At 56.1% G+C, this 23,896-nt stretch carries 25 protein-coding genes and 1 tRNA gene; 7 read left to right on the top strand and 19 right to left on the bottom strand.

Translation table 11 applies throughout. The annotated features are described in order from the left end of the window. Nucleotides 1-4 precede the first annotated feature (4 nt). From GGQ73_RS09170 to GGQ73_RS09135, 8 genes are all read right to left on the bottom strand, one after another. A complete protein-coding gene (locus GGQ73_RS09170) occupies nt 5-1,186 on the bottom strand; it encodes an efflux RND transporter periplasmic adaptor subunit (protein ID WP_183895756.1) in 1,182 nt (393 codons plus the stop codon). Nucleotides 1,187-1,531: 345 nt separating this feature from the next. Beyond that, nucleotides 1,532-2,524, bottom strand: a complete 993-nt coding sequence (locus GGQ73_RS09165) for an ABC transporter substrate-binding protein (protein ID WP_183895754.1) — start codon at nt 2,522-2,524, stop codon at nt 1,532-1,534. 22 nt (nt 2,525-2,546) lie between these two features. Next, nucleotides 2,547-3,419 carry an ABC transporter permease gene (locus GGQ73_RS09160; protein WP_183895752.1) on the bottom strand — a complete coding sequence of 291 codons (873 nt, stop codon included), beginning with the start codon at nt 3,417-3,419 and terminating at the stop codon, nt 2,547-2,549. Further along, on the bottom strand, nt 3,416-4,291 hold the full coding sequence (locus tag GGQ73_RS09155; protein ID WP_183895750.1) for an ABC transporter permease: 876 nt from the start codon (nt 4,289-4,291) through the stop codon (nt 3,416-3,418). The genes GGQ73_RS09160 and GGQ73_RS09155 overlap by 4 nt, the downstream gene beginning before the upstream one ends. Next, a complete protein-coding gene (locus GGQ73_RS09150) occupies nt 4,288-4,668 on the bottom strand; it encodes an endonuclease domain-containing protein (RefSeq protein ID WP_183895748.1) in 381 nt (126 codons plus the stop codon). The genes GGQ73_RS09155 and GGQ73_RS09150 overlap by 4 nt, the downstream gene beginning before the upstream one ends. Before the next feature lie 193 nt (nt 4,669-4,861). Then, a complete protein-coding gene (locus GGQ73_RS09145) occupies nt 4,862-5,656 on the bottom strand; it encodes an ABC transporter ATP-binding protein (RefSeq protein ID WP_183895746.1) in 795 nt (264 codons plus the stop codon). 2 nt (nt 5,657-5,658) lie between these two features. Further along, nucleotides 5,659-7,113 carry a dihydropyrimidinase gene (gene hydA, locus GGQ73_RS09140; RefSeq protein WP_183895744.1) on the bottom strand — a complete coding sequence of 485 codons (1,455 nt, stop codon included), beginning with the start codon at nt 7,111-7,113 and terminating at the stop codon, nt 5,659-5,661. Continuing rightward, complete coding sequence (locus tag GGQ73_RS09135; RefSeq protein ID WP_183895742.1) at nt 7,110-8,381, bottom strand: Zn-dependent hydrolase; 1,272 nt, start codon at nt 8,379-8,381, stop codon at nt 7,110-7,112. Before GGQ73_RS09135 ends, hydA begins: the two co-directional genes overlap by 4 nt. Before the next feature lie 262 nt (nt 8,382-8,643). On the opposite strand from GGQ73_RS09135, the gene GGQ73_RS09130 reads away from it, so the two are divergent. Continuing rightward, a complete protein-coding gene (locus tag GGQ73_RS09130) occupies nt 8,644-9,303 on the top strand; it encodes a TetR family transcriptional regulator C-terminal domain-containing protein (protein ID WP_183895740.1) in 660 nt (219 codons plus the stop codon). A 99-nt stretch (nt 9,304-9,402) separates the two neighbouring features. Beyond that, complete coding sequence (locus GGQ73_RS09125) at nt 9,403-9,813, top strand: DUF2325 domain-containing protein (protein ID WP_183895738.1); 411 nt, start codon at nt 9,403-9,405, stop codon at nt 9,811-9,813. Nucleotides 9,814-9,815: 2 nt separating this feature from the next. Here GGQ73_RS09125 and GGQ73_RS09120 read toward each other — a convergent pair whose 3' ends face one another. The 3 genes from GGQ73_RS09120 to GGQ73_RS09110 form a co-directional block, all read right to left on the bottom strand. Then, nucleotides 9,816-10,184, bottom strand: a complete 369-nt coding sequence (locus tag GGQ73_RS09120; RefSeq protein ID WP_183895736.1) for a DUF423 domain-containing protein — start codon at nt 10,182-10,184, stop codon at nt 9,816-9,818. Then, nucleotides 10,181-10,582 carry a group II truncated hemoglobin gene (locus GGQ73_RS09115; RefSeq protein WP_183895734.1) on the bottom strand — a complete coding sequence of 134 codons (402 nt, stop codon included), beginning with the start codon at nt 10,580-10,582 and terminating at the stop codon, nt 10,181-10,183. Before GGQ73_RS09115 ends, GGQ73_RS09120 begins: the two co-directional genes overlap by 4 nt. Before the next feature lie 104 nt (nt 10,583-10,686). After that, nucleotides 10,687-12,102, bottom strand: a complete 1,416-nt coding sequence (locus GGQ73_RS09110) for a phosphomannomutase (protein ID WP_183895733.1) — start codon at nt 12,100-12,102, stop codon at nt 10,687-10,689. 210 nt (nt 12,103-12,312) lie between these two features. Here GGQ73_RS09110 and GGQ73_RS09105 point away from each other — a divergent pair, with 210 nt between their 5' ends. Then, nucleotides 12,313-12,522: a hypothetical protein gene (locus tag GGQ73_RS09105; RefSeq protein WP_183895731.1), complete on the top strand. Its 210-nt coding sequence runs from the start codon at nt 12,313-12,315 to the stop codon at nt 12,520-12,522. Here GGQ73_RS09105 and GGQ73_RS09100 read toward each other — a convergent pair. The 3 genes from GGQ73_RS09100 to GGQ73_RS09090 are packed head-to-tail and all read right to left on the bottom strand — an operon-like array spanning nt 12,495 to nt 14,871. After that, nucleotides 12,495-13,046 carry a hypothetical protein gene (locus GGQ73_RS09100; RefSeq protein WP_183895729.1) on the bottom strand — a complete coding sequence of 184 codons (552 nt, stop codon included), beginning with the start codon at nt 13,044-13,046 and terminating at the stop codon, nt 12,495-12,497. The two genes, GGQ73_RS09105 and GGQ73_RS09100, sit on opposite strands and share 28 nt — an antisense overlap. A gap of 3 nt (nt 13,047-13,049) precedes the next feature. Next, nucleotides 13,050-14,081 (bottom strand): SAM-dependent methyltransferase, encoded by a 1,032-nt coding sequence (locus GGQ73_RS09095; RefSeq protein WP_174153755.1) that lies wholly within the window; start codon nt 14,079-14,081, stop codon nt 13,050-13,052. A 1-nt stretch (nt 14,082) separates the two neighbouring features. Continuing rightward, nucleotides 14,083-14,871 carry a DUF1295 domain-containing protein gene (locus tag GGQ73_RS09090; protein ID WP_183895727.1) on the bottom strand — a complete coding sequence of 263 codons (789 nt, stop codon included), beginning with the start codon at nt 14,869-14,871 and terminating at the stop codon, nt 14,083-14,085. Nucleotides 14,872-15,051: 180 nt separating this feature from the next. On the opposite strand from GGQ73_RS09090, the gene GGQ73_RS09085 reads away from it, so the two are divergent. The 3 genes from GGQ73_RS09085 to GGQ73_RS09075 all read left to right on the top strand — a co-directional run bounded on the left by GGQ73_RS09085 (nt 15,052) and on the right by GGQ73_RS09075 (nt 16,947). After that, on the top strand, nt 15,052-15,423 hold the full coding sequence (locus GGQ73_RS09085) for a DUF2147 domain-containing protein (RefSeq protein WP_183895725.1): 372 nt from the start codon (nt 15,052-15,054) through the stop codon (nt 15,421-15,423). 24 nt (nt 15,424-15,447) lie between these two features. Then, a complete protein-coding gene (locus GGQ73_RS09080) occupies nt 15,448-15,864 on the top strand; it encodes a DUF2177 family protein (RefSeq protein ID WP_174153752.1) in 417 nt (138 codons plus the stop codon). A gap of 78 nt (nt 15,865-15,942) precedes the next feature. Next, entirely contained in the window at nt 15,943-16,947 is a 1,005-nt protein-coding gene (locus GGQ73_RS09075) for an alpha/beta fold hydrolase (RefSeq protein ID WP_234910929.1), read from the top strand. A 19-nt stretch (nt 16,948-16,966) separates the two neighbouring features. Here GGQ73_RS09075 and GGQ73_RS09070 read toward each other — a convergent pair whose 3' ends face one another. Beyond that, entirely contained in the window at nt 16,967-17,683 is a 717-nt protein-coding gene (locus tag GGQ73_RS09070) for an SDR family NAD(P)-dependent oxidoreductase (protein ID WP_183895722.1), read from the bottom strand. A gap of 198 nt (nt 17,684-17,881) precedes the next feature. Here GGQ73_RS09070 and GGQ73_RS09065 point away from each other — a divergent pair, with 198 nt between their 5' ends. Continuing rightward, on the top strand, nt 17,882-18,031 hold the full coding sequence (locus GGQ73_RS09065; protein ID WP_183895720.1) for a DUF2256 domain-containing protein: 150 nt from the start codon (nt 17,882-17,884) through the stop codon (nt 18,029-18,031). 110 nt (nt 18,032-18,141) lie between these two features. Here GGQ73_RS09065 and GGQ73_RS09060 read toward each other — a convergent pair whose 3' ends face one another. The 4 genes from GGQ73_RS09060 to GGQ73_RS09045 form a co-directional block, all read right to left on the bottom strand. Continuing rightward, nucleotides 18,142-19,761, bottom strand: coding sequence for a diguanylate cyclase domain-containing protein (locus GGQ73_RS09060; RefSeq protein ID WP_183895718.1), 1,620 nt, complete (start codon nt 19,759-19,761; stop codon nt 18,142-18,144). A gap of 46 nt (nt 19,762-19,807) precedes the next feature. After that, on the bottom strand, nt 19,808-21,592 hold the full coding sequence (locus tag GGQ73_RS09055) for a methyl-accepting chemotaxis protein (protein ID WP_183895716.1): 1,785 nt from the start codon (nt 21,590-21,592) through the stop codon (nt 19,808-19,810). 193 nt (nt 21,593-21,785) lie between these two features. Continuing rightward, nucleotides 21,786-22,793: a PAS domain-containing protein gene (locus tag GGQ73_RS09050; protein ID WP_183895714.1), complete on the bottom strand. Its 1,008-nt coding sequence runs from the start codon at nt 22,791-22,793 to the stop codon at nt 21,786-21,788. Nucleotides 22,794-23,516: 723 nt separating this feature from the next. Next, nucleotides 23,517-23,593 (bottom strand) — tRNA-Arg (locus GGQ73_RS09045). Nucleotides 23,594-23,896 lie beyond the last annotated feature (303 nt).

Raw genomic sequence — 23,896 nt, 5'->3', positions numbered from 1 at the left:
TCAGTCAGTTCGAGGCTGCGGCATCAGCCGGGACCGGGTTGATCTTGTCACCATCGCGCACGAATGCGCCCGCTTTTTCGACGACCACGTCTCCCACAGAAATCCCGTTCTTGATTTCCACGAAACCACCGTCCTGAATGCCGATTTCGACAGCCACCTGTTTAACCACGCCATCTTCGACGCGCCTGGTGGTCGAACCATCGCGGCCTGAGGTAACGGCCGAAAGCGGGAGTGCCAAGGCATTGGCGGAGGCTATCACCACTTCGGCGCTACCATACATACCGGCGCGCGCTGGGCTATCAGCTGGCAGCAAAATATGGACGGAGCCGAGACGCGTTGTCGCGTCAACCGTGGGTGAGACCAGCCGTACCTTGCCTTCTATCTTGTTGCGACCACCAGCAACCGTGATGACGGCCCGTTGCCCGGGCTCGACTTTCTGGATGTCGGTTTCCGAGAGATCGGCAACCAGTTCGATCGCATTGTCCTTGATAACCGTAAAGAGCGGATCGCCGCTGCCGCTGGCGATGGCACCGACACGGGCATTCTTGGCCGAAATAATACCGGCGACGGGTGTTTTGACGCTGGTGCGCGATAGTTTCAGATCGATATCGCCGATCTGCGCATCCACGACCTTGATGTCGGCTTCACCAACCGTGACGGCCTGCCTGGAGGCCTGAAGGCGTGCCAGTGCTACCTCTGCAGCGGCAGCGGTCTGTTCGACCTGAGAAACCGAACCAGAACCGGATTTACCGAGACGGTCTGCCCGGTCACGTTGGCGAATGGCGTCGTCGTAATTGGCTTGTGCCTCTATGACCTGAGCCTTGCTTTGCGCAACGGAAGCTTCCGCCTTGGCCCTGTTGGCCTGAAGCTGACTTTTTTCCAGGATCAGACTGTCCTTTGAAAGCTCGGCAAGCGAGGTGCCTGCCGCGACCTTATCGCCGATATCGACATTCAAGGTGTCAATCGACAAGCCATCCACCAGCGGCTGAACGTAAATCTCATCGACCGGCCTCAGCGTTCCCGTCGCCACAACACGGTCCACGAGTTCGCGCGTCGTTGCTTCACTGACGACGATGGAGGGTAGATTTTTGCGGTCAGCTCCACCCTGGGCACCAGCAAGTCCGGGCGCAATAAGTGCCGAAGCCATGATGATTGCGAGCCCGGATGCGATTGTCTTACGCTGCATGTGCCTGTCCGTTCCAGATATCGGATCGCACGTCCAGCCAACACATCAGGTGCCTTTGAAGGTCATGCGAAAATGAAAGCAAAAATCCGGGTGACAAAACCTTCGCCCACCTCGCAGCTTTCTGCGTCCTTCAAGAAACATGCCCGTCCACAAAAGGCAAAATTTATCGCAAGGCAAATATTCAACTTTGTCGTGATGGAGTGTAAATGGTCGCGCGAGGTAATTCAATCCGTCTTACAGGTCGGTTGGGTCTACATTTCGTATGTTAAATCTCGTGGCTTGATAACGTCCCATTGGAAGCTCAGGGCGCGAAAAATTGCTCCGCGCCCTGAGAATGGCAATATCCTACTTCAACGCAGCATCGGTGATGTCAGTCGTGAATGCGCCGGTCGGCTCCTTTGTGATGACGGGGTCGGAGCCGCCGCCCAGCAACGTTTTGACGGTGCGGTCGTAATCGGCTTTGTCGAGAGCGCCCGTGGAGCCGGCGGTCAGCTTGGCAACTTCCGTCATCATGCCCTTCTGGTGCGCTTCGGTCTGCGCGCCGGATGCGTCGTTTTCCAGGATGATGTCAGCGGCATCGTTGGGGTTTTCTTCCGCCCACTTCCAACCCTTCATGGAGGCGCGCACGAACTTGACCATGTTCTCCTTGAACGTGGCGTCTTTCAATTTGTCTTCCAGCACGTAGAGGCCGTCTTCCAATGTTGCCACACCTTCGTCCTCGTATTTGAAAGTGACGAGGTCGCTGGCCTTCACGCCCGCTTCCAATACCTGCAAATATTCATTGTAGGTCATGGTGGAAATGCAGGCGGCTTGCTTTTGCAGCAACGGATCGACGTTGAAGCCCTGCTTCAGCACGGTCACGCCATCGGCACCGCCCGTGGTTGGAATTTTCAGATGCGCCATCCATGACAGGAAGGGATATTCGTTGCCGAAGAACCAGACGCCGAGCGTCTTGCCCTTGAAATCTTCCGGCTTGGTGATGCCGGTTTCCTTCAAGCAGGTCAGCATCATGCCGGATTTCTTGAAAGGCTGGGCAATGTTGACCAGTGGAACGCCCTTTTCACGGGTTGCCAGCGCAGAAGGCAGCCAGTCCACGACAACGTCCGCACCGCCGCCTGCCAGAACTTGGGCGGGTGCGATGTCAGGGCCGCCGGGCTTGATATCGACGTCGAGACCTTCCGCCTCGTAGAAACCCTTGTCCTTGGCAACATAATACCCGGCAAACTGGGCCTGCGTGACCCATTTGAGCTGAAGCGTTACCTTTTCGGCGGCGTGCGCGCCGAACGCCGTCATCAGCGTTGCCCCGGCCAGAAGCATGGATGCAAATCTGTTTCTCATCGCTGTTCCCTTTTTTCGTTGTTTACGTGCGTCCACTGCGGACGGACGGATGCCAGAAAGTGACGGCCCGTTCTGCGAGCGCCACCAAACCGTAAAAGCCCGAGCCTGCGAGTGCCGCCACGGCAATCTCGGCCCAGACCATGTCCACATTGCTCCGGCCCATTTCGGCCGAAATACGAAATCCCATGCCCACGATGGGCGTGCCGAAGAACTCGGCGACGATGGCACCGATCAGCGCCAGCGTAGAGTTGATCTTCAAAGCGTTGAAGATGAAAGGCCAAGCGGCCGGAAGGCGCAGCTTCACCAAGGTCTGCCACCAGTTTGCGGCATAGGTGTGCATCAAATCGCGCTCCATGTGGCTGGAAGCCGAGAGCCCCTGCACCGTGTTCACCAGCATGGGAAAGAACGTCATGATGACGACGACAGCGACCTTGGACAGCCAGTCGAAGCCGAACCACATGACCATGATCGGCGCGATCCCGACCACTGGCAGGGCAGAGACGAAATTGCCAATCGGCAGCAGCCCGCGTTGCAGGAAGGGGGAGCGATCTATGATGATGGCAACGGCAAAGCCGAGACCACAGCCCAGCACATATCCGGTCAGCACCGCTTTCAGAAACGTCTGTCGGAAATCAGCCCACAGGATGGGAACGGAACTGATGAGGCGCAGAAAGATGGCGCTCGGCGCTGGCAGCAGGATCGATGGGATGGCAAAGCCGTGAACCATGCCCTCCCACAGCACGATGATGGCCGCACCGAAGATCAGCGGGATGGCGATGCTGCTCGCACGTTTTGCGACGGGCGTCTGAAAACGCTGGCGCACCAGCCATTCGTTCAATGCCCAGGCGGCGAGCCAGAAAATGACAGCGCCGATAACCCAACCAGGATTGCTCATGGCCGCTCTCCCATTCTTCTCAGCACAGCGGTGTGGGCGATGCCGACCATCGCAACAAGAATGGCGGCGACTGCGGCGGCCATGAACAGTGCGGCCCAGATTTGTACTGTCTGGCCGTAATAGGAGCCGGATAGCAACCGTGCGCCCAGACCCGCAACGGCCCCTGTCGGCAGTTCACCGACGATGGCACCCACCAGCGAAATGGCGATGGCGATTTTCAGCGAAGTGAACAGATAGGGCAGGGCAGACGGCCATCGCAACTTCCAGAAGATTTGCGAAGGTGCTGCATAATAGGTGTGCATCAGGTCTAACTGAATGCTCTCAGGGCTGCGCAGCCCCTTCACCATTCCGACCACGATGGGGAAGAAGCTCAGATAGGTCGAAATCAGTGCCTTTGGCAGCAGCCCCGATATGCCGATGGAATTGAGCACGACGATGATCATCGGTGCCACCGCGATAATCGGTATGGTCTGGCTGGCAATGACCCACGGCATGACCGAGCGATCCATAGCCCGATTATGGACAATGGCGACCGCCAGCAAAACGCCGAGCGCGGTGCCGATGGCAAAACCCAGTAGCGTCGCCGAGAGCGTGATGCCGGCATGGTAGACGAGACTGCGTTTGGAGGTGACTGACTTGTTGACGGTGGTATCCCACAACTCGGCGATAATCTGGTGCGGCGCGGGCAGGACAGGACGTTCCTGCGCGAAGGTTTGCGGCAGGAGTTCCGAAAAGCTCAGTTGCTGGCCTGCTCTGGCGGCCTGATCACGCGCGAAGGGCATGTTGAGGTAGACGACTGCGATGTGCCATAAGACGAGGATCGCGACTATGATGGTGAGGACGGGCAGGATGCGCTGTCGGAGGGTGGTCATGGCTGGCCTCGATCCAGACATTGGGAGATGGATTGCTCCAGTGAGATTACTATGTAGTCGGGGTTATCGATGATCTGACTGTTATCAAACCGCAGCACCGTAAAGCCTTGAGACACGAGAAAAGCATCGCGCTTGATGTCATGTTTCCGACCATGGGTTGTTTCATGGCTATCGCCATCGACCTCTATGATGAAACGTGCGGATAGCCAGGCGAAATCCGCGATGTAAGGCCCAATAGGCGTTTCGCGACGAAACCTTGCGCCTCTGGGACGGAAATCCCGAAGGATATCCCACATGATCCGTTCGGCTTTTGTCATTTCCCGACGCAGGGTCCTGGCACGCTGACGCGTTATAAGCTCGATATTCGAATGCGCCATGCCTACCCCTCGCATCACCGTTAGCGTTTTGCGGCGTTCCCCCTCTGGCCTGCCGGCCATCTCCCCCACAAGGGGGGAGAAACCGTGCTGCATCGCCGAGGCTTCATTGAGCCGGAAAGGATGCGGCTGGGTTAAGCCCCTCCCCCTTGTGGGGAGGGGATGGGGAGGGGCTCTTGACCTCGACGTCGAAACATCACCCCTCATAACTATGCCCCGCCTTCAACCCCTCACGCACCCGATGAGCAATCTCCAGAAACTCCGGTGTCTCGCGAATCTCCAGCGGTCGCTCCCGTGGCAAGGTCGACTCGATGATATCCGTCACCCGGCCTGGACGGGGGGACATGACGACGATTTTGGTGGAGAGATAGACGGCTTCGGGAATGGAGTGGGTGACGAAGCAGATGGTTTTGCCGGTTGCGCTCCAGAGTTTCAGAAGCTGCTCGTTCAAATGGTCGCGGACGATCTCGTCCAGCGCGCCGAACGGTTCGTCCATCAGCAGCAGGTCGGCATCGAAAGCGAGCGCGCGGGCGATGGAGGCGCGCTGCTGCATGCCGCCGGACAGTTGCCAGGGAAATTTCTTGGCAAAGCCGCTGAGATTGACCAGATCGAGCGTTCGTTCGATGCGCGCTTGTTGTTCTGTCTTGGTGTACCCCATGATTTCGAGCGGCAGGGCAATGTTCTTTTCAATGGTGCGCCACGGGTAGAGCGCTGCGGCCTGAAATACGTAGCCATAGGACCGATCCTTGCGGGCGTTTTCAGGCGTGGTGCCGTTGACGGTAATTTCGCCCGATGTGTGCTTTTCGAGATCGGCGATGACGCGCAGAAACGTGGTCTTGCCACAGCCGGACGGTCCGATGAAGGAGACAAATTCACCTTTCTTCACATCGAGATCGACATTTGAAAGCGCGTGGACGGGCCCGTCATTTGTATTGAAGGTGAGGCCAAGATTTTTGGCGGAAACGACGGAAAAGGGAGGCGACACGCTCATCATCACACTCCACTTGCCGGTATGCCCGCACGCTCCACCTTACGCGGCGCGACGAGTTCCTTCCATGTGGACAATGCTTTGGCTACTGCAGGGTACGGCTCTCGGGCCACGAACTGGCCGTGGCCTTCACGCGTCTTCACTGTGCCTTCCTCGATTGCCACCACACCGCGCGAGAGCGTGAAGCGCGGCAATCCCTTCACCGTGTGGCCTTCGAAGACGTTGTAGTCGATGGCGGATTGCTGAGTTTTGGCCGCGATGGTCTTTTCACGCGTCGGGTCCCAGACAACGATGTCGGCATCGCTGCCGACAAGGATCGCACCCTTTTTCGGGTAGAGATTGAGGATTTTGGCGATGTTGGTGGAGGTTACAGCGACGAACTCGTTCATCGTCAGGCGACCTGTTGTCACGCCATGTGTCCAGAGCAGCGGCATGCGGTCTTCGAGCCCGCCGGTGCCATTCGGTATTTTGGTGAAATCTCCGACACCGTTTCGCTTCTGCTGCGTGGTGAACGCGCAATGGTCGGTGGCCACGCATTGCAGCGAGCCCGCGGCGAGACCCGCCCACAGGCTGTCCTGATGCTGCCTGTTTCGGAACGGAGGCGACATCACCCGGCGGGCGGCGTGGTCCCAATCCGGGTTGGCATATTCGCTGTCGTCAAGGATCAGATGCTGGATGAGCGGCTCGCCGTAAACCCGCATACCGCTCTGCCGCGCCCGGCGAATGGCCTCATGCGCCTGTTCGCAGGAGGTGTGCACGACATAGAGCGGTGCGCCTGCCATATCCGCGATGATGATGGCGCGGTTGGTAGCCTCCCCCTCGACGGAGGCAGGGCGGGAATAGGCATGGGCCTCCGGACCGTTATTGCCTTCCGACAGAAGTTTTGCCTGCATCTGCGCGACGATGTCACCGTTCTCAGCATGCACCATGGGGAGCGCGCCGAGTTCTGCGCAGCGGGAGAAGGACGCGAACATCTCGTCGTCATTCACCATCAACGCGCCCTTGTAGGCCATGAAGTGCTTGAAGCTGTTGATGCCCTTGTCTTGAACGACGGTCTTCATCTCGTCGAAGACCTGCTCGCTCCACCAGGTCACGGCCATGTGGAAGGTGTAGTCGCAGGTTGCGCGGGTCGCCTTGTTGTCCCAGCGATTGAGGGCATCGAGCAGTGATTGTCCAGGTTCTGGCAGGCAGAAGTCCACCACCATCGTCGTCCCGCCGCTCAAGGCCGCGCGTGTGCCGCTCTCGAAATCATCCGCCGAATAGGTGCCCATGAACGGCATTTCCAGATGCACATGCGGATCGATACCGCCGGGCATCACGTAGCAACCCGTCGCATCCAGAACGCTGTCGCCGGAAAGGTCCAGCCCGATCTCGGTGATGACGCCGCCATCGATCTTGACGTCGGCCCTGTAGGTCAGATCGGCGGTGACGATAGTACCGTTCTTGATGATGGTGGTCATTCCACGATCTCCGCAGTTTCCAGCACGGCGTGTAGCAATACATTGCAGCCAGCCGCGGCCCATTCGGGAGAAATGTCTTCGGCCTCGTTGTGGGAAAGGCCGTCCACGCAGGGGCAGAAAATCATGGTCGAAGGCGCGACCTGTGCTGCCCAGCAGGCATCGTGGCCCGCGCCGGAAATGATGTCCATATGGCTGTAGCCCAGCTTTTCTGCCGCGTCGCGCACACGTCCGACCAGAACGGGATCAAAGGTCACCGGGTCAAAATGGCCAATAGCCTCTATTGTGCATCCAACGCCGAGCTCCGCCGCGATGTTCGGGATTTCCTTTTCGAAGATCGCGCGCATTCCATCCAGCTTTTCCTGCGACGGTGTGCGCAGGTCGATGGTGAAAACCACTTTTCCAGGCAGTACATTGCGGGAGTTGGGTGAAAAGATCATCTGCCCGACACCGGCAACCGCGCCGGGTTGATTGGCCATCGCGACATCCTGCACCTTTTCCAGAATGCGGGCAGCCGCGAGCCCTGCATTGACGCGCATGGCCATGGGGGTGGAGCCGGTGTGCGCTTCCTTTCCAGTCAGCGTCACCTCCAGCCACCAAAGGCCCTGACAATGGGTTACGACGCCAATCTGTTTGTCCTGCGCTTCGAGGATGGGCCCTTGTTCAATGTGATATTCAAAATAAGCGTGCATCTTGCGTGCGCCGACCTCTTCTTCGCCGAGCCAGCCGATGCGTTTCAGTTCGTCACCATAGGTCTTGCCTGCCGTATCGGTACGGCCATAGGCGTAATCGAGGTCGTGCATCCCAGCAAATACGCCGGATGCCAGCATGGCGGGGGCAAAGCGAGCGCCTTCCTCATTGGCCCAGTTGGTAACGACGATTGCGTGTTTCGTTTTGATGTCGAGGTCGTTGAGGCTTCGCACCACTTCCAACCCTGCCAGAACCCCCAGGACGCCATCAAACTTTCCGCCGGTCGGCTGCGTATCGAGATGGCTGCCGATATAGACGGGTCGTGCTTGCGGATCGGTGCCGGGCCGCGTTGCGAACATCGTGCCCATGGCATCGACGCCCACGCTCATTCCTGCAGCCTCGCACCAGCGTTTAAAGAGATCACGGCCCTGCGCATCCTCATCCGTCAGGGTCTGGCGATTGTTGCCGCCAGCAATGCCGGGGCCGATTTTCGCCATGTCCATCAGACTGTTCCACAGACGGTTGCCGTCGATGGTCAGGTTTTTTCCGATTGCTTCATTTTTTGCGGGTGTTTCCGGCATGCCAGTCTTTTCCTCACCTGTTTTGGGCGTCATCATGCAAGGGGCGTGCCGTTCGCAGTAGGATTCGATGAAATACAAAAGCGAAGCGGCATGCCGTTAATTTGACCGACTGGTAAACATTGTTATTTCGAACTTTGACGGTTAGAAAAGATCGAGGGATTTTCACCGTGTAAAGCGGTATTTCATGATTGAGCGTTCATTGCCGATTATTTTTTGCCCATACCGACCTGCCGATTGCATGTAAAACAGACAGAGATCCTTCATGGCCATACCCAGAGCGGCGAAAACGCAAAAACGAACGCGGATACAGGAAGAAAAAGAAGAGATCATTTTAGAAGCGGCTTTGGATGTCTTTTCCGTAAATGGATTTCGCGGCACGACCATCGACCAGATCGCCGAAGTGGCGGGGATGTCGAAGCCGAACGTGCTCTATTATTTCCGTACCAAAGAGACCATGCACCGCGCGCTGATCGAGCGTGTGCTGGATACCTGGCTGGACCCGCTTCGCGCGTTCGATGCCGAGGGCAATCCCGAAACGGAAATCAAATCCTACCTTCGCCGCAAGCTGGAAATGGCACGGGACTATCCGAGAGAAAGTCGTCTGTTTGCCAATGAGGTTCTGCAAGGTGCGCCTCATGTGGAAGATGAGCTGAAAGGCCCGCTGAAACAGCTGGTCGATGAAAAGGCAGATGTCATTCGCACCTGGGCCAAAGCCGGACGGATCGCGCCGTGCGACCCTTATCACCTGATTTTCTCTATCTGGGCTACGACCCAGCACTATGCCGACTTCGATGTTCAGGTCCGTTCAGTTTTGGGGTCAGCGCATGCAGGCGAGGGGCGGTTCGAAGACGCAGCACGGTTTCTGGAGCAGCTGTTCATGGGTGGTCTGGGCATCATCCCGGCGCCGCTCAAAAAAACATGACGTAAATTATCAACTTTATACTTTACTCTAAAACTCATCTTTACTATCGTGTCGCCAGCCTGAGCGAACAGGCGGCAGATTTTGATAAAAAGGTGAGGCATGGCGCGGAAAGAAAAGAAGAAAGTTGAGCGAAGCGGTAAGCGGGACAATCGCCCGCAGCAGGTCGCACCTTCAGCCTCTCTGCAAGCGCCAGCCGCGCCGAAAAGCTTTCTTTACGTCGGCGGCCGTGACTGTCAGGTGGCCCATCTTCGCCAGATTGCCAGCAATTTCGATGCGGAACTCATCCATCACGACGGCGGCCTGCGAGAGGCTGTTTCGCGCATTGATACGTTGCTGCCGTCGGTGGATTGCGTGTTTTGCCCCATCGACTGTATCAGTCACGATGCGTGTTTGCGTGTGAAGTCCGGCTGCAAGAAATTCGGCAAGACTTTTGTTCCCTTGCGAAACGGCAGCAAATCCAGTTTGGAACGAGCGCTCCAGACGATGAATGATCGCACCACTGCAAACTGACGCTATCGACGCGCCTCTGCGAAAAAAGCGGCGCTGGCAAGAGCGAGCCAACCCAAGATCATCCCCAGCCCGCCCATCGGTGCGGCCATGGGAAACAGACCGCTTTCGGTAAAATGTCTCGAGACGAGATCGCCTGCGAAAATGAGCGTTCCCAAACCCAGTAGAACCGCTACGGGTGCAGCCGTCCTGATGCGTTCCCAACCCAGGTAGATGCCGATGAGGACAGGGGCGTGGGCCAAGCACATGGCTGACGCGTTTCCCAGCAGCTGCGTCGCGCCCGTGTGTGTCGCCGCAGCTGCAAGGGCAACGCCTGCTGCGCCCAAAATGCCCGAGAGGAAAAGGCTTGTCGGGCGCAGCCAGCTGCTTTTCATGGACGTTGTTCTTCGTGGTTTTGCATGTGGAAAGCCAATCGCTCGATGGGCGTCCAGATGATCTCGCGTAGCTTTGGGTTTTCGATGGTTTCGTTCATCGCACGGCGGAAGCACAGCAGCCACTCGTCACGCTCAGTGGCGCCGATTGGCGCCACGAAATGGCGTCTGCGCAGCATGGGATGGCCGTGTTTCTCGACATAGATCGGCGGACCACCAAGATAGCCAATCAGATATTCGGTAAATTTGTTCTCGCTGCCTGACAAGTCCGGCGGGTGGATCGCACGGCAATTGGAGGCTTCCGGCAAAGTGTCCATCAATTCGTAGAAGCGACGCGTCAAGGCACGAACGGTGCGCTCCCCGCCGATGGCCTCATAAAGCGTGATGGTTTCATCTGCCACGTCTCGCGGTCTCCGTTTTCAGGCGTTTTGCCGCTTTCGTCCAGAAAGCGCAAACGCAAACAGCAGATGCGACAAAGCGTATTGTCGCACCCGGTGAGTGTGTATCAACCGAAATTGCGAAGAAGGTCCATTCCCTTGGCCAGTAAGGCGTTGGCTTCATCCTCGTTGGCTGCTTCCACATAGCAGCGCATCTCGGGCGCGTTGCCGGATGGGCGGAAATGGATGGTGCTGCCATCGGTCAGCGTAACGCGAAGTCCATCTATATCGCTGGTGCCCTTTACGGTACCTACGGGTGCGAGGAATGCATCGAGGTTGGCGCGCGAAGACCGCAGATGATCCATAATGGCGGCACTCTTGTCTTGCGGAAAATCCTGCAAACGATCAGCAGCAGCGACGGGCAGCTGATAGGCCGCTGCGATCTGTGACATCGGTTCTTTGTGGTCCGCAGCCAGCTTCAAGGCAGCCAGCAGGGGCAGGAAGCAGTCGCGTGTCGGAAGCGGGGAGATGGTTTTGTCGCCAAGTTCGAAGGGTGACGCTGTCAGAAATCCACCATTGGCTTCAAAGCCGATAATGCCTTTTTTACCGGCGGCCATCGCTTCATCCATTCCAGCAATCACAAAAGGTGAACCAACCTTGGTGCGCACAACCTCAAACGCGCCACTCGATTCGATGCCGGAGTTGGAGGTCACCGGCGTGACAACCACATCCGCTTTCAAGAAGTTTGCCGTGATCAGACCGATGAGATCGCCGCGCAGGGGTACTCCACGTTCATCGGCCAACAGGGGACGGTCACCATCACCATCGGCGGAGATGAGAGCGTCGAACTGATGTTCGGCAGCCCAAGCTTTAAGCTTTCCCAGCGTATCGGTGGAAACGGCCTCCGTGTCGACAGGAATAAAGGTCTCCGAGCGACCGACTGCTACGACCTCTGCCCCGTAGTGTTTCAGAACATCGACAAAGAGATCGCGGGCAACGGTGCTGTGCTGGTAGACGCCGATTTTGAGACCTGTCAGGGCTTGTTGCGAAAGCAACGAAGCATTGCGCTGGAAAAACAGGGTGTTGGCTTGCTCAGCGTGGTTATCGGCCTGTGCGGTGTTTGCGGTCACGCCATCGACTTCAACTTGGCTGGCGAGTTCAGCAATCGCTAATTCGTCCTTCTTGTCGATCTCTCCATCTGGGCGATAAAATTTGATGCCGTTACGATCTGCCGGAATGTGGGATCCGGTGATCATCAGAGCTGCGGCTTTCAACGAGAGACTGTAAAGCGCCAGAGCAGGGGTTGGCAGCGCTCCGCAATCGAGCGGCGTCAATCCGGCGGCCTTCAAGGCGCCAATGCAAGTCTGGGCGATATCCGGGCTGGAATCGCGGAAATCCTGGCCGATGAGGATTGGATCACCCACTTGCGCCATGCCTGAAGCCAGAAGGTGTCTCGCAAAGGCTGTCGCGTAGATTGCCGAGGCCTTGCCTTTCAAATCCTGTGAAAGTCCGCGAAGACCGCTCGTTCCAAACTTCAGGCTCATGTTAAATCCATCCTTATTCCGGTCGTTTCATGCTGTTTCGATCAAGATGATCGGGAACGTAACGCAATGATGCGCCGCATCGATCCAATCGAGATGTTTTCAAAGGTGGTAGCCGATCAGGAATGAACTCTCAAGTTTTGACAGTTCCGACACACGGAGGCTATATCAAACCCCGCGCCGTAATGGCTCGTTTTGACGGGATTGGATTGCATGGATACTGTGTCGATAGACAATCGCGGCGATTTCGGCCTTTGGGCCATTGAACGCGCCAAAGCCATTATTTCGATCGAAGGGTCAAATCTGGCGATTGCCTCGCGCCAGGGCGACGACGTCGCCATTCGCGATGCCGCTAATGCTCTAGGCACCGCAATCTCTGCTGCATTGCTGGAGGTTTACGACGGTCTCGCACCGGAGGACTGATCCCGCTTGTCCAGACCGGAATAGCGCAACGCGATGAAGGCTGTCAGGCATGCCACGGCGAAAGCGTTGAGGTTGAACAGTTTGGCGAGATCAGGCGCGGTCCAGATATGCATTGCGTCACCGATCAGGTAGCGCGTGAACAGAAATCCGGCGAAGACCACGCCGGTCATGCCGATCTGCCACATCTTTTCGTTTGCCTTGAACGAGAGGGCGACGAGCATGATGCAGGCGGCAAAAAACAGCTCAGTTCCAGCTGCGGTGCCAAACAGTTTGGTCTCAAAAATCGTATCGATGGTGCCGATCAACGGCAGTGCGACACGTGCAGCAAGCGCTGATCTGCGGGCGATCAGGGGTATGGCCAGAAAAAACAGCATGGAGGCAACGCTGATCAGCGATGCCTCTACGCCATTACCAACCAGCCACCAGATGGACAGCGGGTAGAACGGTTTGTTCAAGATGATGACCCAGGCAACGGTAATGGTTGCTGCGGTCAAGGGATCACGCGTTCCGTCCGAGTTTGTCATCGGTTATCGTTTCGCGGGCGCAAGCAGGTAGTGGCCAACGCCCCAAACCTCGCCTTGTTCATGGCCAAAGAGCCCGGCTGTGGCGAGGAAGAACAGTCGCCAGCGACGACGCCACAGAGCCGCATCTGCTCCGTAAACCTGCTTCAAGATCGGTGTGATACGCTCAGCTTCCCGGTCGAAGTTGGCCAGCCAGTGCATAGCCGTTCGGCGGTAATGTTCACCTGACCAGCGCCATTCAGCCTCAACTTTGTATGTCTCGTCGAAGCGATGCGGCAGGTCATGCGCTGGCATGATGCCGCCGGTGAAGAAATGTTGTGCGATCCAGTCAGTCGGGTCGCTGGGGCAAAAACGGTAGGAGCGATTTTTGTGGGTAAAGACGTGCATGAACAGTTTGCCGTCGTCCCGCAACCAGCCGCGCGTGCGCTCAAGCAAGGTGCGCCAGTTCGACATGTGTTCGAACATCTCGACAGAGACTATCCGGTCGTAGCTTCCAGATGGTGCAAAGTCATTCATGTCCGCTGTGATGACAGTCAGATTACGGACGCCATGACGCTCTGCCTCACCAAGAATATAGGCGCGTTGTGACGCAGAATTGGAGACGGATGTGATGCTTGCATTCGGAAACTGGCGTGCCATGTAGAGCGAAAGCGACCCCCAGCCGCAGCCCAGTTCCAAGATATCCATACCGTCGTTAAGATCCGCATGCTTGACGGTTTCGGCGAGGGCGGCCGTTTCAGCATCGTCCAGCGTCGTGGTGGCGTCGGGATAATAGCAGCAGGAGTATTTTCTCTGCTGTCCGAGCACCAGCGAAAAAAATTCTGCCGGAACTTCATAATGCTGGCGATTGGCGTCGTCCGTATTGGTCGCAACGGGAAAGTCCGTCATCCGTTGCGTGAATGTCTGCTCTTCCTCCTGGGGGGATTTCTCCAGCTTCCGCTTGGTGCGGGCGCAGAGAAAATCGATGCCAGCCAGCGTCAGGCTGTCAGAAAGCGGTGCCCGTTCCGCGGCGTTGATGGCGAAAGCCAACATGTTCATACTATTCCTCCTCTTTTCTTGGTCCAGGAAAAAACGCATTCACGCGTCTTTGCAAGGATTTGAATTTCTCCCCGCGCGAGCGCAGCATGTGCTCTTCCAGCGGCGGGATGCCGGACGCGTGCACGAGCAGCCAGTACATCAGCGCAGGTGCGAGTAACGAAGCCCAGCTCAATGGTGAGGGTCCCGTGAGGGCAATCAATGGCCAGGAACACCAGAACAGCCACTCGAAAAAATAGTTGGGATGACGCGAGTAGCCCCACAGACCGTCTTCACACACGTCGGTTTTAGCTTCAGGCTTTTTGCGGAAATGCGCCAGTTGTCGGTCCGACACGGCTTCGCCCACGAGTGCGACGAGTGCAAGCACGACAGCGATGATGTCCAGCCATGTGGGAAACGGTGACGGATTGGAGGCGGCAAGGTAGATCGCCAACACAAGGACGAACCCGGCCAGTGCCTGTATCTGTAGAAACTGGAACAGGCGTTTCCCAGCTTTGCTGCCCCAGTCTTCCACCAGCTTGGCGTAGCGTGGGTCTTCACCCCCGCCCTTCGTGCGGGTGCCGATATGACTCCCAAGCCTTATCGACCAAATGGCGATGATCATGAAGGCCGCTATGCGCCGCTCGAACGCGCCTTGCGCGGCCAAAGCGGCAACAAGACCGCCGATGCCGACCGCGAAGGACCAGATCGTGTCGATCCAGCCGCTGGCGCCGGTCTTTCGCTGGATGGCCCACGCAGACGTCATGGCAAGACTGAGCCCAATGGCAATCAAGATCATCAATCCGTAGTTCATCGGGACATTCTTCCGCACTGATATGTTGCTTCTTTCAATAGACTACGGCGAAGGAAACGCCTTGGTTTGCTCGGGAAAGAAAAAAACCGATACGACGTTTCGAAGTGATCCAATGAAACTTTTCCACCGTTCTAGTCTTCAATACATCGCGACACAGTCAAACTGTCGGAGGAGACGGTGATGAAAACAGCATTCCCCTACGCTATCTGCATGGTCTTTTTTTCTGTGGGCATCGCTTCGGCGGCAGACATAACCGGCCAATGGGCGCGCGGCGATGGCAACGCCAAGGTTCGCGTCGCACCTTGTGGTGGCGATATTTGCGCCACCAACACCTGGATCAAACCCGGTACGCCGACAGAAAAAGAAGGCGACAAGCTGGTCATGAGCATCAAGCCGACCTCTGACGGGGAATATGCTGGAACCGCTTTCGACCCTCAGCGCGATCTGACCTACAAACTGACGGTGTCGGTAAAAGGCGATACAATGACGACCAAGGGTTGTGTTCTTGCTGGTGTTATCTGCAAGGGCGTTGAATGGTCGCGCATCAACTGATGATTTCTGGAAATTGGGGCTAAGATGAAGAAACGCGCTGTCGCTTATATTTCGACGCTGGTGGTGTTCGTGGCCATCGATTTTGTGTGGCTGAGCGTCATGGCAGACGTGCTCTATCGGCCGACATTGGGGCCGATGCTGGCGCCGGAGTTTCGGCCCATCCCGGCTGTCCTGTTTTACCTTATCTACGCCGCTGGCCTGACCTTCTTCGCGGTGCGCCCCGGGCTTGTGACAGCCAAGCTGGGGACGTCAACGCTTTATGGCGCAATGCTTGGCTTCATGGCCTATGCAACGTATGACCTGACCAACCAGGCGACGCTCGTCACCTGGACGACAACACTGACGGTTGCCGATCTGATCTGGGGTTCGCTGCTTTCCGGTGTTTCGGCGTGTGCAGGTCACTGGATCACCGAGAAGTTTGGTGGCCGCATCGCCCGTTGAAGGACGCGGACGTCCGCTCCACCCGGCATCTCGACAGCGGGTTCATTTTTCGTCACGCCTCTCACTTTCAGGTTCATCATGGCATCTCGTTTTGCGACTGTGTTCGGAATTTCTATCGCGATGATGCTCGGAAGTGGGGCCTTGGCGTCGGAAAAGATAAAGTCGCCAGCCACATCAGGCGAGGCTAGGGTTGACGTTGGTGGTTTCAAGCTCAACAGCATTCTCCTGCCAGCCAAGAAAGGCGCAACGCTTCCGCCACTCGTCTTCATTCACGGGGCCAGCACCAGCCTTTATGACCCGATGTATGCGTTCCGTGAAAAGCTGGAGGGCAAAGCGACGTTGCTGTTCGTTGACCGGCCCGGTCACGGCCGCTCCGACGTGGGGCCTAAGGCAAATGTGTCACCCGATGCACAGGCAGATGCCATCGCGGACCTTATGAAAAAACGGGGCATTCGCAAGGCGATCATCGTTGGGCATTCCTTCGGCGGCGCCATCACTGCCGCCTTTGCCGTGCGTCACCCAGACATGGTAGACGGTCTCGTCTTTCTGTCTCCGGCGGTCTACCCTTGGCCGGGAGGTGTTTCCTGGTATTATGATGCGGCACGGCTACCCTTCGCCGGGGTGCTCTTTAGCACGCTGATCGCGCCTCCAGCTGGCGCATTCGCCATGGATGCCGCTGTCAAATCTGTCTTTGAGCCCAATCCACGCCCGTCCGATTACATATCAAAAACAAAGGCGTATCAGGCCTTGCGTCCCATCGCATTCCGCCACAACGCGCAGGAAGTGGGTGGCTTGAACGCATGGGCAAAGACGGCGTCTCCAGCATTTCGCGACATCAAGGCCAGGACGGTCATCATCGCGGGCGATGCCGACACGGTTGTTTCAACCGATATTCACTCGCGTCATCTCGCGCGCGACATCAGAGGCGCCGAACTCATCGTCGTTCATAATCTCGGCCATAAATCCGATTATGTTGCCAGCGACCTCGCCATCGCAGCCATGGAGAAAATTGCCGGCAAAAAGCGGAACCTCAAGGCCATTGCGCAGTCGCTGGAGATGAAGATTGCCAGTGACGGAAAATGATCTTCCGATCGGCTGGAGGCTACCAGGGAATGTCGCTGCCGTCATAAGCGATGAACGTCCCGGACTGCTCCGGATGCAACTTGTTCAGTGACGACAGCATCGCATGAGCTGCCTCTTCCGCAGAGACGGTATTGTGGCCGCGCGAGTATGGCTCCGACAAGCCGGTCCGTACCGTTCCGGGGTGGATCGACACCACGACCGCCAAAGGGTGCGTGCGTCGATACTCGATTGCGCTGGTGTGAACAATCTGGTTCAACGCTGACTTTGCAGCGCGGTAGGACATCCACCCACCCAGCCGGTTATCGCCAATGGAGCCGACGCGTGCCGACAGGAACGCAGCGATGGAACGGTGTTGTCTGTCAAGCAGCGGCAAAAAATGTTTCGCGACCAGCGCAGGTCCCACCGCGTTTGTCCTGAATTGCTCCAGCATGATGTCAGGGTCCAGCTGTTTCAGCGATTTTTCCGGAGATACGCCGTTCGTTGTTAGAATGCCGGTCGCGCAAATAATGAGATGGACAGGACCGCCGGAAACCGCCTCTGCCGCGGCCTCGACGCTTTTCTCGTCATGCAGGTCAAACCCGTCAGCGCTGCGTGAAAAAGTGAAGAGTTCGCCAAGCTGCGGCTGCTGCTCCACCAAAGCAGCAATCGCTGACCCTACACCTCCACTCGCCCCCAAGATAACGGCGCGGAAGTCTGCTGGCAGGCAGGGTAGCACGAGAGAGGGCAATGTTTCCATCTGCTATAAACACCGAACGCAGGAAGAGGTTCACGGGATTGCTTATGGGTATTAACGTAATGCATTCGTCGGGCTTCTTGGCAAGGCATATATCCGTTATCCCGATGCCAACACGCTGACTGTGCGCACATTGTTGCCAAGCAGATCTCCCAATCGGGACGTAGCTTGTTTTAACGATAAAATATTCTGGAATAGCAGATGGCAAAACATCGCGAAAAATCAAACCTGCCTTCAAAGATTTGTCCGGTCTGCGGCAGGCCGTTTTCATGGCGAAAGAAGTGGCAGAAGAACTGGGATAGCGTCAAATTCTGTTCGCAACGTTGTCGGGAGACGAAGGGAAGATCGTGAGGCCATTACGATGGCGAGGGGCGGACAAGCAATAGGCTGATCCAGCTTGTTGAGGCTGTATCTGCAAAGCTATCCTACAACTTAATCCTTTGACATTCTTGGTGATGGCGCTAGTCGGCATCGAATACGTGGAACCCGTTTTTGCCGTTATGTTTGACGGTGTATAGAGCGATGTCCGCACGACGAAGCAGGACATCGAGTTCGTCGTCTCCAGATACGTTGACCGCAATTCCAATCGAGGCTCCTATCACAATGTCCAGTCCCGATATCGTAATGGGTCTTCGCAAGAGTGCCAGCAACTCGTCTGCAACAAGGCTCGGCACGAGGTTTGAAGACCCGCTGGCCGTTAGCCCAATGGCAAACTCGTCTCCTCCCAATCGTGCGACGAGGCCTTCTCCAGCAGTGATGACCTGGAGGCGGTGGGCGACCTCTCGCAAAACTTCATCGCCCACGAAATGCCCGTAGGTGTCATTCACGGGTTTGAAGCCATCCAGATCGACAAGCATGATAGACGTGAGATGATTTCCCTTCTGGCGCTCCTCTGCGAACCTGTTTCGAAGGCCGTATCTGTTCAAAACCTGGGTGAGGGTGTCGTGCGAGGCCGCATGGGAAATTGCGTATTCCTTGGCAGCAAGTTGGCGTTTCTGCTCGCTTATATCGCGTGCAAGTTTTATGATTTTACATGGTCGTCCAGAAGGTGACAGAACGGGATTGTAGATCGCCTCCAACCACACGTCGGATCCGTCCTTGGCAACACGCCGGAACTGCGACGCCTGGAAAAAGCCTTCCGTCAGCCGCTTCCAGAAGCTTTGATACTCTGGTGAATCTCTGAATTCCACGGGTGCGAAAACCGAGTGATGAGCACCCGCGAGTTCCTCGATCCGATAGCCAAAGAGATCGAGAAACCTATCGTTTGCGCTGATCAGAAAACCATCGAGCGTAAACTCGACCATGCACATCGACTTCCGAATAGCCTCTATCTGGCTTTCGTGATCCGCATCCCTGAGCTTCTGTCTCGTTATGTCGATTGCGAACTCTATGATCTTGTTGGGAGATCCTGCCGGACCTGATACGGGACAATATGCTGCCTGGATCCATTTTTCGCGGCCGTATTTGTCACGACGCCGAAACGGGGCTTCGAGTTTTAGACCTTTGCGGAGGGTTGCCCAGAAATGTCCATAGTCCATTGATGCGGCGTCGGCCGCGAAAAGCAGCATTGAGTGATGTTGTCCGGCCATATCCGCCAGGTCGTATCCAAACGCTGAAAGATAGTGTTCGTTCGCCGAGATCATGGTTCCATCGATGTCAAATTCGGCGACTGCGATAGAAGCCTGCAAGGTCTGAAGAGCATCCCTTGCAGGCGCCGTCCTGGCTACGATGATTGCCTCAGCATTTTTCCTTGAAGATTGCGGGGCCACGGGTGTCAGAACGGCATGAAACCAAGGGCCGGGTACGGTCGCTTCGGCAACCCGGCACCACCCAGCCCACTTGTTCTCACAAGTGATGACGTTCACGATGTCTTCAAAGGCCAATATTGTGCCGTTGTCGCCGCATTTGATTTCCAGACGATAGTTCGACGCAGGGGCTGTTGCTACAGACAACCCTTCGAAGAAATCAGGGCTGGCCATTTGAACCTGGCCCTGTTTGTCTGTGATACAAACGCGGATCGTGTCGGCTTCATCGCCGAACTCGATTGGTTTTGTCCGATGAACGACGGTTCCCTGCATCATCTGGCTATTTTCTCATCGCTTGGGGGACATCTCCTGGGAATGGAACTCAAAAGTCTTCCCAGGACGTCGTTGCAACCGCAGCATTGCCGGAAGATCCCCGTCTTGGCATCGAGCCCGTTCGACGGGTCTGTGATACGATAGCCAGCTCTGGCGCCTTGTGTCTCTGAGCACGCGAAGCTTCCCGCTCTTCGACTTGAAACTGGCTGAGCAAGCTGAAGAGGGAGTCCGCTTCCTGTGCAAGACCATGGCTGGCTGCTGTGGATTGTTCGACCATGGCGGCATTCTGCTGCGTGCTCTGGTCCATCATGTTGACCGCCTGATTGATCTCTTTCAGTCCAATGGACTGTTCTTTCGACGCGCGCACGATCGCTTCGACGTTGCCGTTGATGGTTTGGACTTGCCGCACGATCGATTCCAGTGATCTGCCTGTCTCGCCAACGAGTGAAACACCGTTTTTGACATACTCGCTTGAGGCGTTGATCAGCACCTTGATCTCTTTTGCGGCTTTTGCGGAGCGCTGCGCGAGTTCCCGGACTTCCTGAGCGACAACCGCGAAGCCTTTGCCCGCATCGCCCGCACGTGCGGCTTCGACGCCCGCATTCAGGGCCAAGAGGTTTGTCTGGAAGGCGATGTCGTCGATGACCCCGATGATGTTCGATATCTCGCGGGAGGACGCCTCGATCTGATCCATGGCTGCGACGGCATTCTTTACGACGGTGCCAGAATTTTCCGCGTCTGCCCGCGTTGCTTCGACCAGACGACCGGCTTCTTCGGCGCGTCTGCTGGAATCGGCGACCGTGTTGGTGATTTCCTCAAGTGCTGCTGCAGTTTCTTCGACCGAAGCTGCCTGCTGCTCAGTTCGTTTGGAGAGGTCGTCTGCAGAGGATTTTATCTCGCTGGATCCTGCCGCAATGCCTCTGGCGTTTTGCCCTACCATCTGCATGGCTGAACGTAGCTTGTCGATCGCCTCGTTGAAGTCATGCCGGAGCGCCTCCATCGTGGGAACGAACGGCGTGCTCAAATTCTGTAGCAGGTCTCCTGCCGCCAACGATTTGAGTGCGTCGGCCACCGTCGTCACAGCGCCCATGCGGGGTGTGACGTCGGTCGCAAACTTTATCACCTTGGTGACTTTACCGCTGGGATCGATGATCGGGTTGTATGCGGCCTGTATCCAGACCTCGCGCCCATCCTTGCCGACCCGAAGGAACTCGTTCGCGAGGACTTCGCCTTTGCTGAGGCGACGCCAGAAGTCCCGGTATTCTTCTGAATTTGCGTAGTCAGCTTTGCAGAATATACGATGATGTTTTCCGCGGATATCGGACAGATCATATCCCATAGCGCTGCAAAAATTAGCATTTGCCGTGAGAATTTCCCCATCCAGATTGAATTCGATGACCGCCTGCGAGCGTGAAATCGCCACCAAAGTGTCTGCATCGTTCAGGGAAGCAACCTTGGAGGCGGTGATATCGGTGGCGAACTTCACGACCTTGAACGGCTTCCCGTTCTTGAGGATCGGATTGTAGGTTGCCTCGATCCAAACTTCTTTTCTGTCTTTCGACATGCGCTTGTACTGCCGCCGATCAAACTGACCGCTGCGGAGGCGAGCCCAGAAATCCTGATAGTCTTGTGACGATGCTTCTACTTCAGCCACGAATATTCGGTGGTGTTTCCCTACGATTTCCGATTGGGTGTAGCCCAGTGCCGAACAGAAGTTTTCGTTCGCGCGCAGGATGGTTCCGTCCATTGCAAATTCGATAACCGCTTGGGATTTTTCCAATGCTGCGATGACGGCTTTATTGCTCGAATTCAGTGTAAGATTCAACAATGACATCTTCTTCCCCTATATTAGACCATCACTTGGACTGTCTGTAACTATATTTCCGCAGGATTTACGCTTGCATAAGGGGGGTAAGTCAAACGTTGCTTTATTTTGATATTTATATGCTCAGTGAACGTCCATTGAGCATCAAATGCTCAGTCGGTGTTGAGTTATTATTCGCTGCTGCGCACTTTCAAACCAGTGACTACGCGCTCGCCAGCGCTGAGATGGCCTGTAAAACTTCGTTCTGTTTCAACGATATGGCGACCTCGCCGTCCCCGACTTGATGATAGCAAATACCAGCATCCTGGAAGGCTTTCTTCACATACACCAGGCTTTCCCTCTTTACCGTTCTGGCATCATGTTCCATTCGCCTGACCGTCGAGAATGAAACCGCCGCGCGTGCTGCCAGTTCGGGCGCAGTCCAGTCGAGAAACGCTCTGGAAGCTCTGATTTGAGCGGATGTTAGCAGCTTTTCTTCCTCAAGCTTCGTGCGGTGCTCTTTCACGATGACAGTGTGGCCGACCCATTGGGTCACTGAACCGCCGGCATCCAGTACCGGGAAAGCGCGGCCTCGTATGCATTGATATGTTCCGTTCACCAGTCTGATCCGGATCGTCACATCGAAAACACTTCGGTGTTCGATCGCGTCCTTCCACGCCTCCCGAAAGAGCGATCGGTCTTCGGGGTGGATGGCAGCCAACTTCTCCCAGTCGTGCGTTTCCTGAGGGGTCTGCCCGGTCAGCTTGGTCCAATGCACGGTCTCTATCAGCTTGCCATTCGGATATGCGCGCCAGACATCGCCACCCAAGAGTTTAGTCAGCGCTTTCGCAGTCTCTTTCTGCAGGACGCAGTCAAGTCGCGACTGCTCCTCTTCGGTAATGTCCCTTATGACGCCGATGACCATCACGGCCTTGCCATCCCTGTTGAAATGGGGATGTGCCTTACTTTCCAAAACCCGCAGCGTTCCATCCGGCCGGATTATTCGGAAACGGCGATGTTCGAGCTTTTTTGAGGCAGCCAATAAAACGGCATCGTCAAATTCTAGCTGGTCGTCAGGATGTACCAGCGACTGATACAAATCGATATTTGGCACGACCGTATTAGGGTTGACTCCGAGAATCCGACAGAGCCCCGTGGACCAGACCAGCTCTGACGTCTCTAGATCCCATGTCCAGGTCCCAAGGTCCAGTTTCTCCTCTAGCAGTTTCATCTTCGCGTCTGGTGTCTTCAACGTCTTTCGCGTGGGCATTATCTTCCGACTTCCTCATCTGGGACTACAGCGACGACAAGATTTACTGGAATACAAGCAACTGACTGATGGCTCGGCGGGGGTTTTCGAGCGAAGGGCATCTCACATTGCGTCGTGTTGTTGGGAAATGATCTTCATCAAATTTGCACTTAAATATTAGATTATACTGCTACATTTTATTCTAATTCGCAACTGAGTTGAGTCTGGATCTGAAAATAATCTTAAAAATTGTTTTCCAGAATTCCGGAGCCGAGCGGATTATCCGGCCCGACTTCCGTTCTTTGGTTCGGGCAGACTCCCGTTGCCAGGGCCGGAGCTGCCTTGGTAACGAGAGGCATTTTTCTCAATCAGCGACGCACGCCTGTTTGAAGTGGTGATTCCTCCGAATCTCAAAATTCGAAGGAAAACGACGTCCTGAAGGACTTGGCCTCCCGCGCTTTGATGGGGCGGAACTTGCTTGACGGCAATATACTATTTCAAGTCGCTTCATGGGCGGAACAGGTTTTGCCGGTGCAAAAGGAACGTACCAAGTAGATGACGACCCGCCTGCCACTTTCAGGCTCTGAGCCCGGCATTTTCGCAATCAACCTAAGTGTCTTTCGCCCTTCGGAGTCTATGGGCGACCGCTCGTTGGTTCACTATTTTGGGGTGACGGTCCACACGGATGGATCATTCATAGAATTTTGGCGCACCCGGCAGGATTCGAACCTGCGACCTTTGGAATCGGAATCCAACACTCTATCCAGCTGAGCTACGGGTGCGTCCGTGCGGGCAATGAATCGCCGCTGGTCATGATTGGTTCTTAGCCTAGCTTGTCCTGCGCATCAATGCGAAAAATTGGGGTTGGAGTTGAGACAGGGCGTCATCCTTGTCCAACCGCATCTGTGTGTGCACTTTCGTTCTCCTAAAACGTGTGCATTTGCTCGCAAAATAAGCGCCTCTGCTGGAAACTTCACCATCGCGTCTTCGACTTTTTTTGGGATTCCCGGCAGCCGTTGGACCGCCATTCGGGGCGGTAGATTTTTTTCCTAGCTCTCAAAGATAAGAATTGGAACACTAAGTCT

Source organism: Rhizobium skierniewicense, from assembly GCF_014196515.1.
GTDB classification, from domain to species: Bacteria; Pseudomonadota; Alphaproteobacteria; order Rhizobiales; family Rhizobiaceae; genus Agrobacterium; species Agrobacterium skierniewicense.
This window is presented reverse-complemented; position numbering and strand designations above follow the sequence as displayed.

What these genes read in the sequence shown, in the direction of transcription:
- GGQ73_RS09060 (WP_183895718.1), bottom strand. Translation starts at nt 19,761, where the DNA reads ATGATGCAGGGAACCGTCGTTCATCGGACAAAACCAATCGAGTTCGGC.
- hydA (WP_183895744.1), bottom strand. Translation starts at nt 7,113, where the DNA reads ATGACCACCATCATCAAGAACGGTACTATCGTCACCGCCGATCTGACC.
- GGQ73_RS09130 (WP_183895740.1), top strand. Translation starts at nt 8,644, where the DNA reads ATGGCCATACCCAGAGCGGCGAAAACGCAAAAACGAACGCGGATACAG.
- GGQ73_RS09085 (WP_183895725.1), top strand. Translation starts at nt 15,052, where the DNA reads ATGAAAACAGCATTCCCCTACGCTATCTGCATGGTCTTTTTTTCTGTG.
- GGQ73_RS09120 (WP_183895736.1), bottom strand. Translation starts at nt 10,184, where the DNA reads ATGAAAAGCAGCTGGCTGCGCCCGACAAGCCTTTTCCTCTCGGGCATT.
- GGQ73_RS09100 (WP_183895729.1), bottom strand. Translation starts at nt 13,046, where the DNA reads ATGACAAACTCGGACGGAACGCGTGATCCCTTGACCGCAGCAACCATT.
- GGQ73_RS09155 (WP_183895750.1), bottom strand. Translation starts at nt 4,291, where the DNA reads ATGACCACCCTCCGACAGCGCATCCTGCCCGTCCTCACCATCATAGTC.
- GGQ73_RS09090 (WP_183895727.1), bottom strand. Translation starts at nt 14,871, where the DNA reads ATGAACTACGGATTGATGATCTTGATTGCCATTGGGCTCAGTCTTGCC.
- GGQ73_RS09055 (WP_183895716.1), bottom strand. Translation starts at nt 21,592, where the DNA reads ATGTCATTGTTGAATCTTACACTGAATTCGAGCAATAAAGCCGTCATC.
- GGQ73_RS09105 (WP_183895731.1), top strand. Translation starts at nt 12,313, where the DNA reads ATGGATACTGTGTCGATAGACAATCGCGGCGATTTCGGCCTTTGGGCC.
- GGQ73_RS09170 (WP_183895756.1), bottom strand. Translation starts at nt 1,186, where the DNA reads ATGCAGCGTAAGACAATCGCATCCGGGCTCGCAATCATCATGGCTTCG.
- GGQ73_RS09095 (WP_174153755.1), bottom strand. Translation starts at nt 14,081, where the DNA reads ATGAACATGTTGGCTTTCGCCATCAACGCCGCGGAACGGGCACCGCTT.
- GGQ73_RS09135 (WP_183895742.1), bottom strand. Translation starts at nt 8,381, where the DNA reads ATGCCGGAAACACCCGCAAAAAATGAAGCAATCGGAAAAAACCTGACC.
- GGQ73_RS09150 (WP_183895748.1), bottom strand. Translation starts at nt 4,668, where the DNA reads ATGGCGCATTCGAATATCGAGCTTATAACGCGTCAGCGTGCCAGGACC.
- GGQ73_RS09080 (WP_174153752.1), top strand. Translation starts at nt 15,448, where the DNA reads ATGAAGAAACGCGCTGTCGCTTATATTTCGACGCTGGTGGTGTTCGTG.
- GGQ73_RS09110 (WP_183895733.1), bottom strand. Translation starts at nt 12,102, where the DNA reads ATGAGCCTGAAGTTTGGAACGAGCGGTCTTCGCGGACTTTCACAGGAT.
- GGQ73_RS09165 (WP_183895754.1), bottom strand. Translation starts at nt 2,524, where the DNA reads ATGAGAAACAGATTTGCATCCATGCTTCTGGCCGGGGCAACGCTGATG.
- GGQ73_RS09065 (WP_183895720.1), top strand. Translation starts at nt 17,882, where the DNA reads ATGGCAAAACATCGCGAAAAATCAAACCTGCCTTCAAAGATTTGTCCG.
- GGQ73_RS09125 (WP_183895738.1), top strand. Translation starts at nt 9,403, where the DNA reads ATGGCGCGGAAAGAAAAGAAGAAAGTTGAGCGAAGCGGTAAGCGGGAC.
- GGQ73_RS09145 (WP_183895746.1), bottom strand. Translation starts at nt 5,656, where the DNA reads ATGAGCGTGTCGCCTCCCTTTTCCGTCGTTTCCGCCAAAAATCTTGGC.
- GGQ73_RS09160 (WP_183895752.1), bottom strand. Translation starts at nt 3,419, where the DNA reads ATGAGCAATCCTGGTTGGGTTATCGGCGCTGTCATTTTCTGGCTCGCC.
- GGQ73_RS09050 (WP_183895714.1), bottom strand. Translation starts at nt 22,793, where the DNA reads ATGAAACTGCTAGAGGAGAAACTGGACCTTGGGACCTGGACATGGGAT.
- GGQ73_RS09070 (WP_183895722.1), bottom strand. Translation starts at nt 17,683, where the DNA reads ATGGAAACATTGCCCTCTCTCGTGCTACCCTGCCTGCCAGCAGACTTC.
- GGQ73_RS09075 (WP_234910929.1), top strand. Translation starts at nt 15,943, where the DNA reads ATGGCATCTCGTTTTGCGACTGTGTTCGGAATTTCTATCGCGATGATG.